This is a genomic window from Blastocatellia bacterium (assembly GCA_016713405.1).
Lineage (GTDB): Bacteria > Acidobacteriota > Blastocatellia > Chloracidobacteriales > JADJPF01 > JADJPF01.
On sequence record JADJPF010000010.1, the window covers coordinates 167,224 to 176,957 of the forward strand.

Annotated in this window: 6 protein-coding genes; 5 read left to right on the forward strand and 1 reads right to left on the reverse strand. The window is 31.5% G+C overall.

Annotated features, from left to right (window positions below; all coding sequences use genetic code 11):
• Positions 1 to 371: 371 nt before the first annotated feature.
• The 4 genes from IPK14_14635 (at position 372) to IPK14_14650 (ending at position 5,116) form a co-directional block, all read left to right on the forward strand.
• Complete coding sequence (locus IPK14_14635; GenBank protein MBK7994565.1) at positions 372 to 2,318, forward strand: MCP four helix bundle domain-containing protein; 1,947 nt, start codon at positions 372 to 374, stop codon at positions 2,316 to 2,318.
• A 76-nt stretch (positions 2,319 to 2,394) separates the two neighbouring features.
• Entirely contained in the window at positions 2,395 to 3,510 is a 1,116-nt protein-coding gene (locus IPK14_14640) for an alpha/beta hydrolase (protein MBK7994566.1), read from the forward strand.
• Between the two features lie 427 nt (positions 3,511 to 3,937).
• On the forward strand, positions 3,938 to 4,279 hold the full coding sequence (locus IPK14_14645; GenBank protein ID MBK7994567.1) for a hypothetical protein: 342 nt from the start codon (positions 3,938 to 3,940) through the stop codon (positions 4,277 to 4,279).
• A 168-nt stretch (positions 4,280 to 4,447) separates the two neighbouring features.
• Positions 4,448 to 5,116 carry an HAD hydrolase-like protein gene (locus tag IPK14_14650; protein MBK7994568.1) on the forward strand — a complete coding sequence of 223 codons (669 nt, stop codon included), beginning with the start codon at positions 4,448 to 4,450 and terminating at the stop codon, positions 5,114 to 5,116.
• A gap of 137 nt (positions 5,117 to 5,253) precedes the next feature.
• On the opposite strand, the gene IPK14_14655 is transcribed toward IPK14_14650, so the two are convergent.
• Positions 5,254 to 7,293, reverse strand: a complete 2,040-nt coding sequence (locus IPK14_14655; protein ID MBK7994569.1) for a hypothetical protein — start codon at positions 7,291 to 7,293, stop codon at positions 5,254 to 5,256.
• A 450-nt stretch (positions 7,294 to 7,743) separates the two neighbouring features.
• Between IPK14_14655 and IPK14_14660 the strand changes: the two genes are divergently transcribed.
• Positions 7,744 to 8,851, forward strand: a protein-coding gene (locus IPK14_14660) for an IS3 family transposase (protein MBK7994570.1) whose coding sequence is annotated in 2 segments (ribosomal slippage) — positions 7,744 to 8,021 and positions 8,020 to 8,851 — 1,110 coding nt in all. Because the reading frame shifts where the segments join, the coding sequence is not laid out codon by codon here.
• Positions 8,852 to 9,734: the final 883 nt, after the last annotated feature.

Consider the following 9,734-nt stretch of genomic DNA (forward strand, 5'->3'; position numbering starts at 1 on the left):
AAAGCTCATCATAATAGCCTTTATGATTTAATACAAAAAATAAATTATTTCTTGATAAAAAATTAAAAAGGAAAGTAGTTATTAATTTAACAACCTACTTTGTATTGCAATAAGATTTTGTTACTAGTAATATATAACAGTAGTAAAATATAGTAGTCTAATTAAGTAACTAATCTAATTAAAAATAAATAGAGGTTTGATTAAAGGATATTTTTTAAACCTAATTTGTTTGTTAAAGATTTATATTGTTAAATTTAGATGAAGTTTTTTTGTGCAAATCTTGCCAGTTGGTCAAAATCAAATCAAAAGATATTTATAAATGCAATGCTGTAATGCCATTTGAAATTATAGAAACAGTATTGGAGGGTGTTGTGTTTGAAAAAATGACTATAGCTAAACGATTAATTTTAGCTTTTAGCGTGATTTTAATATTGTTTTGCTGTGTTGGAGGAATAAGTTTTTGGTGCTTATATAAACTGTATAAAGAAGTAGAACTTTTACAAACAAACGCTAAGATATCAACCTATGCTATGCAAGTACGTAGTGATTATGCAAATATGCGAAGGTTTGAAAAAGGTATATTTATAAATGTTTCATCTATAGAAAAACAAGATCCCTATTTAACTATATGGAACAATACTCATAAAGATTTAATAAGCACAATTGTTGAACTAAATAAATATATTTCATCAGAAGAAGATAAAAAAATAGTTACATCAATGCAGCAAATATTAACAAATTATGAATATGGTTTTGATGAAACTGTTGATCAATTACGCAAAGGAAAATACCAAACGGCTGAACAAGCTAATGATGCAATGGATAAATACAGATGGGCAGCTAATGGATTAGAAAGTACAGGTAAACAGCTTGCAGTAAAAACCGGTCAAAGAAGTACATTAAGCTTACAAAGTCTAACTAATCAACTTAAATATGCTGTATGGATTACATCGGTAACTTTACTTGGGATTGTATTTTTTATTGGTGTTTTTGGTGTTTTATTTATGCAAAGCATCACAAAACCACTTTTGCAAGCAGTAGAGGTTGCTCAAAAAGTTGCTTTAGGAGATATAACACAAAATATTAAAACAACAAATAACAGTAGTGAAATAGGACAATTACTTTTATCAATGAAAAACATGGTAGAGTCACTAAAAGAAAATGCAATAATTGCTGAACAAATTGCATTAGGTAATCTTAATGTTAAAGTAAAAGAAAGATCAGAATTAGATACTTTTAGAAAGAGTTTTAGAAAAATGGTTAAAGACTTACAAAATGCTGTTATTTCTATTAGTAAAGCTGCGGATCAAGTTTTTGTAGAAAGTAGTGATCTTGCTTCAGCCTCAGAACATTCCTCAAAAGTTAATAGAGATATCTCTATTTCTGTAGATACAACTAGCACTGCAATTTGTCAAATAAGCGTTAATACTCAAAATATTGCGAAAAAAACAGAAGAACAACTATCTTTTGCTAATCAAATAAGTAAAAGTAATGTAGCAATGGTTTCTTCAATAAACAATATTACACAAGCCTGCAAAGAGATGCTTAACATATCGGCACAATCAAAAAAAGATGTTTTATCTAGTGTTGAAACAATAGACAAAAATATCAAAGGTATAGACAAGATAAATGAAAGCCTCTCTCATCTTACACAAACTGTTTTTAATCTTCAAAATAAAACAAATAACATTAGTAAAATGGTGGATGTAATAGCCAATGTTGCAGACCAAACTAATCTTCTTGCATTAAATGCAGCAATTGAAGCCGCACGAGCAGGAGAATACGGACTTGGTTTTGGAGTTATTGCAGAAGAAGTGCGTAGATTATCTGATCAGTGTAGAAATAGCACTCAAGAAATAACAGATCTTATTAGGGACACCAAAAAAGAAGTAAATAAAGCTGTAAAAGACCTAGAAAAAAGTAGCCAGATAGTTAATGAAAGTACATTGTCTTGTAATAGTGCTAGATTAGAACTTAAATGTATTGAAAAATCTGTTATAGAAGTACATAAATTTACAATTGTAGTTGATGAAGCTAATAATAAACAAACTGAGATTTGGAATACAATTGCAGAGATATTTTCTAAACTAAATTCTTTAACTGAACAAATCAATGCAGCTACATTTGAACAAGCTATAGGTGTGCGAGAAATTGCCGAGTCTGTAGAAAAAATTGCAATTGTATTAAATGAAAACACAATTTTATCATCTCGTCTTGCTTATAGTGGTAAAAAAATGGAAGAACAAAGCCAAATACTTCAGAAATTTCTTGGGCATTTTTACTTTAATACAGCTAAACTTGTGGAGGAAAACTACTAGGATACCTACAACAGCAATTGTTGAAATTCTAGTATATGATAAATAATGCAATAAATAATTTTTTAGAAATAAGGATATGGAGATAAAAGTGTTAATAAGTAGATATGTTTTTAAGTTAGTAGTATCGTTTTTATTAGTATTAACTTCTTTTGTAGCAGTTAAAGCAACAACCTTAAGAGTTCATTATGATGTTGGATTTGGTAACAATATTACCATTAGAGGAAATAAAGCACCCTTCTCTTGGTCAACAGGGGTAAATGCAACTTGGACAAGTTCTAATATTTGGGTTTATTCTTGGCCTAATTCAGTTGGTAATGTAGAAGTAAAACCTATGATTAATGATCTAACTTGGTCAATAGGAGCAAATTATAAGATTACAGCAGGTTCAACAGTAGATATTTATCCTTTATTTAAGAATACTAAAGGGACATTTTCAAAAATAACTAATTTTTACTCACCACAATTTGGAAATAATAGAACATTACTTATTTATCTACCACCTAGCTATAAAGAAAATTACGCCAAAAGATATCCTGTTTTATATATGCATGATGGACAAAATATTTTTGATGCAACAACCTCATTTGGTGGAGTTGAATGGAAAGTAGATGAAACTATTAATAGTTTAGTTACTAATGGCTCAATGGATGAAGTAATAGTGGTAGGCATTTATAATACAGGAGCAAATAGGATCTTTGAATATACTCCATGCTGTGATGCTGAATATGGTGGTGGCGGTGCAGATAGCTATTCAAGTTTTCTTATTAATACAGTTAAACCCTTTGTTGATACAAATTTTAGAACTTTACCCTCTAAAGAAAATACTGCTATTATGGGTTCTTCTTTGGGAGGTTTAGTTTCTTTTTATATAGCTTACAATCGCCCAGATGTTTTTTCAAAAGCGGGATGTATGTCTAGTTCTTTTTGGTGGGATAATCGCGCATTAGTTCGTACTGTAGATATTTCTACTAATCGGCCTGCTGTTAAATTTTATATAGATGCAGGTACAAATAATGATGGCTTACCAAATACTACATCTATGAGGGATGCCTTATTAGTAGATGGATATATCCAAGGTAATAATCTTTATTACTATGTTGCAAATGGTGGATCACATAGTGAATCTTCCTGGTCTCAAAGAATTAATATTCCTCTAAAATATATGTTTCCTTTTGGAAGCACAGTTTATTAATACTAAATTCTAGCTAAAAACTTTACAGCAAAAAGCTTAGTTTTTGTAAATGAAATAATCACTATATAAAAAATTGCACAAGAATTAATGAGGGTAATTATAATTAATTGCTCTCTTTTCTTGTTATTTGTTTAAGGATTTCAACTGTAATGTATCTACAGTTGAAAGTAAAATAGTTGGTTATTATTGCTTTATGTAAAATCACATAACTTTAGTACAGGTCTATCAAAATATCCAATTCCTGTGCTATTGTTGGCACATCTAGCTATTTATGATGATTGATTAAATTAAAGCTAGCATCTTGCAGTAGCAAGAATAATATATAAGTATTACTATTTATCTTAAAATGAGTTATAGAAAATATAAATGGTAGTAAATTTTTCTGTATCCCATTGATAAATAGTAGTTTATAAAAAGGAAAATCTAAGTGCAACAACAAAAAGTAATACTAAAAATAAGTTTATCAGAATTAAATGCCCTAGCAGAAACAATAATAAAACATAGAGAAGTTATATTAGTACAAAGAGATCCTAAAGATGTAAAAATGGACGATAGAAGCTTATTAATACATAAATTATGGATGAGGGTAGCAGAAAAAAGCCAATGCCGTGTAGGTGCTTATCCTAATATCAAAGAACATCCCACTCATGAAGAAGTTTTAGTTGGTAAGCTAAAAGATTTGTTAGATAAAGTTTTAGATATCCCTTTGACAGAGGAAGACTATAATAGTTTCCTTTTTAACTTGTTACAACGGGCATTAAATTCTTAAAATATTATTGCGTAGAATTAATATTACTTTAGTCAGATAATAATAGTTAATAAACCTTTTTATCTACATAACTAACAGATGTCTTAAGAGAATTAAAAGGTCAGGTGGTCTTGCTTTATTGATTTTGTTTACCACTGAACCTGGTGTTCGGCCATCCATTAAAATTGCATGGTAGAGACAAAAATTAATGAACAAATTTTAGATAAAGAAATGAAATACAAACTTGTAATATTTGATTTTGATGGTACTTTAGCAGATTCATTTCCTTTTTTTCTAAATACCATAAATGATTTAGCAAATGAATATAATTTCAAAAAAGTAAATATGGAAGATATAGAAACCTTACGAGGTTATGATGCAATGCAGCTTATAAATCATTTAGGTTTACCATTGTGGAAAGTGCCGTTTGTAGGAAAGAGTTTTAAGACGAAAATGGCTAAAAATATTGACCAAATTCCCTTATTTTCTGGTGTAGAAAATATGTTGCAAGTTTTGTCTAATAAAGGAATTATACTAAGTCTTATAACTAGCAATTCTTACAGTAATGTTTACAAAATCTTAAACCCTAATAATATGGCTTTTATGGTTGATCCTCAATGTGGTACTTCTTTGTTTGGAAAACGTTCTAAATTGAAGAATATTTTACGAAAAACTAAGATTGATTCTAGCCAAGCCATTTACATTGGGGATGAACTTAGAGATTTACAAGCTTCTAATGCTGAAAATGTTGCTTTTGGTGCTGTATCCTGGGGATATACTAGAACTGACACCCTAATAAAACATTCTCCAACAGAAATGTTTTATTGTATTGATGAGATTATTGGAAAAATTGTTTAACGACAAGTTAAAAGAAAGCTATTTCAGAATTGGCGCGGCCTATAAGTAAAAACGCTGTATTAACAATAAAAATAGGGTTACATTCAAGTAACCCTATTTTGCTAAAAGACTAATAAACTAAAAAGTATATTTAACCATTATTTAACAGAAACATCATCAATACGAAATATTGTTGGAGATATTGAACCATTAACACCTCTAAACCTTATTTGGATGGTTTGACCTTTATAACTTAGTAGGCTAAAACCACTTTTTTGAGAATAGACACCATCAGCGCTTTTATTTAAGTTGCTATAAGTAGCTAGTCTCTTTAGAAAACTACCTGAAGAACTATAAACTTCAACATAAAATGAATCATAAGCAGTAGTAGTTGTTGTTTCTGTAGAACTAACATTAAGCCAAAATGTTAAATTAGCTGTTGTTGCTGTAGATGGGATAGTAAATTGTTGATATACAGTGCCTGTACTATTGTTAGTATTACCAGTATTAACATAGCCTGTACCACCATGAGGATATGCTCCATTAGTTGTATAGAATGATGCACCACTTAAAACCCAAGGTGATGAGCTTCCTTCAAAACCACCATTAACTAACCTTTCAACTATACCAGGAGTAATAGTTAATGAAAGAGGAGTAGAACGGCTTAATGGACTTGCTACACCATTAATATTTAATGTAAGTGTTCCTATTGTTGCAGTACTTGAAGCATTAAGTGTCAATGTGCTAGAACTTCCAGGGCTAACAGGATTAGGAGAAAAACTTGCTGTTACACCACTTGGTAAACTTGAAGCCGTAAGTGTAATTGGTGAAGAAAAACCTCCTACTGAATTAGTTGTTACAGTAATAGTGCTAGAACTCCCTTGGCTTATGCTCTTACTAGAAGGAGATAGAGAAAGTGAGTAATTTGGTGTTGCAGTTGAATTAACAGTAAGAGAAGCATTTGCGGTTTTTGTTGTCCCATTACTATTACCAGAAATAGTTAAAGTACTTGTTCCTGTGTTAGATTGTGAAGTTGTTATGGTTAAAGTAGCACTTGAGCCAACAGCAATTGGATTACTTGAAAAGCTACTAGTAACACCAGAAGGTAATCCACTAACAGATAATGTAACCATCCCTGAGAAACCTGCCTGAGCAGCAGTACTTATGGTATAGCTTGTAGAACTACCAGCAGTAACTGTTTGGGAGCTTGGAGAGGCCGTTAAGCTAAAATCAGGTTGAATATTAGTTTTAGCTAACCACTCAGTAGCATTAAGGAATAATTGTTTATTAGTTCCAGCAGGATCATTCCACCCATCAAATAAATTATTACTTGGTTGCCCTGTTCCATCATCTATTGCTGAACTATCACCATGAGCAGCAATACGTCCTTGCCCAAATTGGCTTTGAGCAAAAGCTACACCAGTATTGCCAGTACTTGAAAAAGTATTACGGAGAATAACTCCTTTTACGTTAGGATTTCTTGATGTACTAATAGTCATTGATGCTCCAGCACGTAAAATTGTGCCGGAAACTGTACCATAAGGCCCAAAAATAATAGGATCGCTAGAAGATGTTATGTTAAGTGTTGAAGGATTTTCATTTGATATATTATTAAGATCATACTGAATACCAAAAATATTATTAATACCTCGTGAATTATTATTCATTAAATCGTTAAATATTCTAGGACTATCAATACCATGATTATTACGGTCAGAATTTAAGTGATCAGCGATCATAAAAAGACCTCCACCATTATCAACAAAGTTTATGATAGCTGTTTTCTCAGCAGCAGTGAAGGCAATGTTAGGCTCAGGAATAACAAAAATCTTATATTTTGAAAGATCTTGTGGATTGCTAGTGTCGCCATAAGTAATACGGCCACTACTAGGCAATGTACTAACAGTATATTTTCCTGTTTTTACTAATTCTACTCCCCATGCTGAAATAGCTCCTACCCAGCTAGTCTCAGTTGTTGGATTGCTTGGACTTGGGGTAGGTTGATCTGTATCACTTATCCAATCAGCGTTACCAGCAGTTTCAGCCTTAGTATTATCAAATAAAACAGAAACTAAGCTAGTTTGAGCTTGTACTTTAGAAGTAGATATTGGTACTTTGGGTAAATATAATATCCAACTAAATAAAAGACTTAAAATAAACACTCTAGTAAATTTTGACTGGCGCACTTGTTGCCACATAATAGTTAATACTCCTTAATTTTAAATAATTTTAGACTTGGGAAAGTTTAGTTTGTTTAGATATGTCTTAAAAAATCAAACAACTCTAAATCGCCGATAATAACATCATTTTCTTTTGTTTGTCTTCAAAAAGACTACTTATTTTTCGTAAAACTTATTATTAACTAAAATTTAAGGCAAAAAACGGTCGTATAGCAGCAAAAAGTAACTTTAGAACAAAAAAAGACAAAGAAGGGGCATCGCCGTGACTTTAGTAATTTGATCTCTTTTTGTGTTTAAGTTCCTGCGTAGGCACCCTTGGCGTTGGTAGTGGTTGTTGCGTGCCGTATTTCTTGCGCGGCTTTGTTTTTGGAATTTGGTTGAAACTTTTACTGTGCCTCCTATAATGCTCCCCAAAAATTAGGCACCATAATAAGATAGGAGGAAAGAAAAGGTTAAAGGAGGAAAAAAATGAAAAATGACCGAAAAAGCTATAGTGGCGAATGGAAGGCGAAAGTAGCATTGGAAGCAATAAAAGGACAAAGAACAATAAATGAGATAGCAAGCGATTATAAAGTACATCCGACCCAAATAATGAATTGGAAAAAACAGGCATTGGAACAATTGCCAGAAATGTTTTCAGACAAAAGACAAGGCAAAGTCCAGAGCGATGAAGAACTCAAGAGCAAGTTATATGAACAAATAGGTAAATTACAAGTCGAGTTAGACTGGGTGAAAAAAAAAGCTGGACTTATCAGTTGAAGAAAAACGCTGCCTTATAGAGACAGACCACCTGAAAATAAATATAAAAAGACAGTGTGAGCTAGTAGGAATAAGCAGAGGAGCATTTTATTATAAAGCAGTAACAGAAAGTACAGAAAATTTAGCAATAATGAAGAAAATAGATGAAATATATACTAAGCAACCATCTTATGGAGTAAGAAGAATTACAGTTGAGTTGAAAAAAACAGGATATAAGATAAATAGAAAAAGAGTAAGAAGGTTAATGAGATTAATGGGATTGGAAGCATTATATCCAAAGCCAAAGTTGAGCGTTACAGGAAGTGAAAGCAACAAATATCCATATTTGCTAAGAGGAGTAAAGATAGAAAGAAAAAATCAAGTATGGTCAACAGATATAACATACATAAGAATACAAAAAGGGTTTATATATTTAGTAGCAATAATGGATTGGTACAGCAGATATGTATTGGCCTGGGAGGTATCAAATACGTTGGACACGAGCTTCTGCATATCAACGCTAGAAAGAGCATTACGAATCGCAAAGCCAGAAATATTCAATAGCGATCAAGGCTCGCAATTTACCTCTAAAGAATTTACTAGCGTACTTATTGAAAATAATATTTCTATTAGCCAAGATGGTCGGGGCAGGGTTTTTGACAACATTTTTATTGAAAGGCTCTGGCGTAGTCTTAAATATGAGGAAGTTTATCTTTTTGATTACCAAACTGTTGCTCAAGCTGTTAGTGGTATTTCTCGTTACTTTTCTTCTTATAACTTTCAGCGTCCTCATCAATCTCTTGACTACCTTACTCCTTCTGCTGTTTATTTTACCTGATTTTTTGATGATGATTTTTTGATGATGATTGATTTTAAAGCGAAAAAGAAAATGATGATGATTTTAAATTTTGTTGATAATTTTTATTTTCTTACTATCTTAAATAGATGATTTTGGTGCCTTGACATTGGGGATCACTATATACTACTTCTCGTTTTTAACTCTCCTACGATACCTACCAAGCTTTTCTTACTTCTGTTATAAGGGCGCTCTTCTAAACATATTGTTCTTATTCAGGATGGTGCTAAATACCATACTTCTAAGCAACAAAGACTTTTTCAACTTAGCAAATCTTGTTTAACTGTTTTCAACTTCCCTCTTATTCTCTGACTTTAACCCTATCGAAAGCTTTACTTGGAAAAATCTCAAGCAATCCCACATTCATTTACATCATTTTCCTTCCTTTGATTCTTTGCAATCTAAAGTTGATGAAGCTTTGTTTGATTTCTCTAATCAACCTTTGCCATTTTAGTTTTTATTTGGCTTTTATGATTGTCTTAATTTTCTTTGCCTTTAGCCTCCTAATTTCCTTTTTATATTTCTTGAATACTATAGCAAAAGCTACTTTCTGTTGATGATATTAAAGATTCGGATTTATATGGCTTTTTAGTAAAAGTTAAGGAGGAGGGGTGAGAAATCAATATCTATCTAATGGGAAAAAGAAATGAATTAGCAATAGTTGAAAATTAGGATTTAACTAATATAGTGGAGGATAAGAAGTAAAATAGCGTAAAATAACGGATGGACAATGACAAATGGACAAAAATGGAAGACCGTCCAGAACATGTAGCGAGCGAAGCGAAACGGTTTTAGGCAAATCAGACAAGGGGACTTGCTTATTTTAAGGTTATAACAAGTACGTTAAAATAAGTAGTCAAAATAA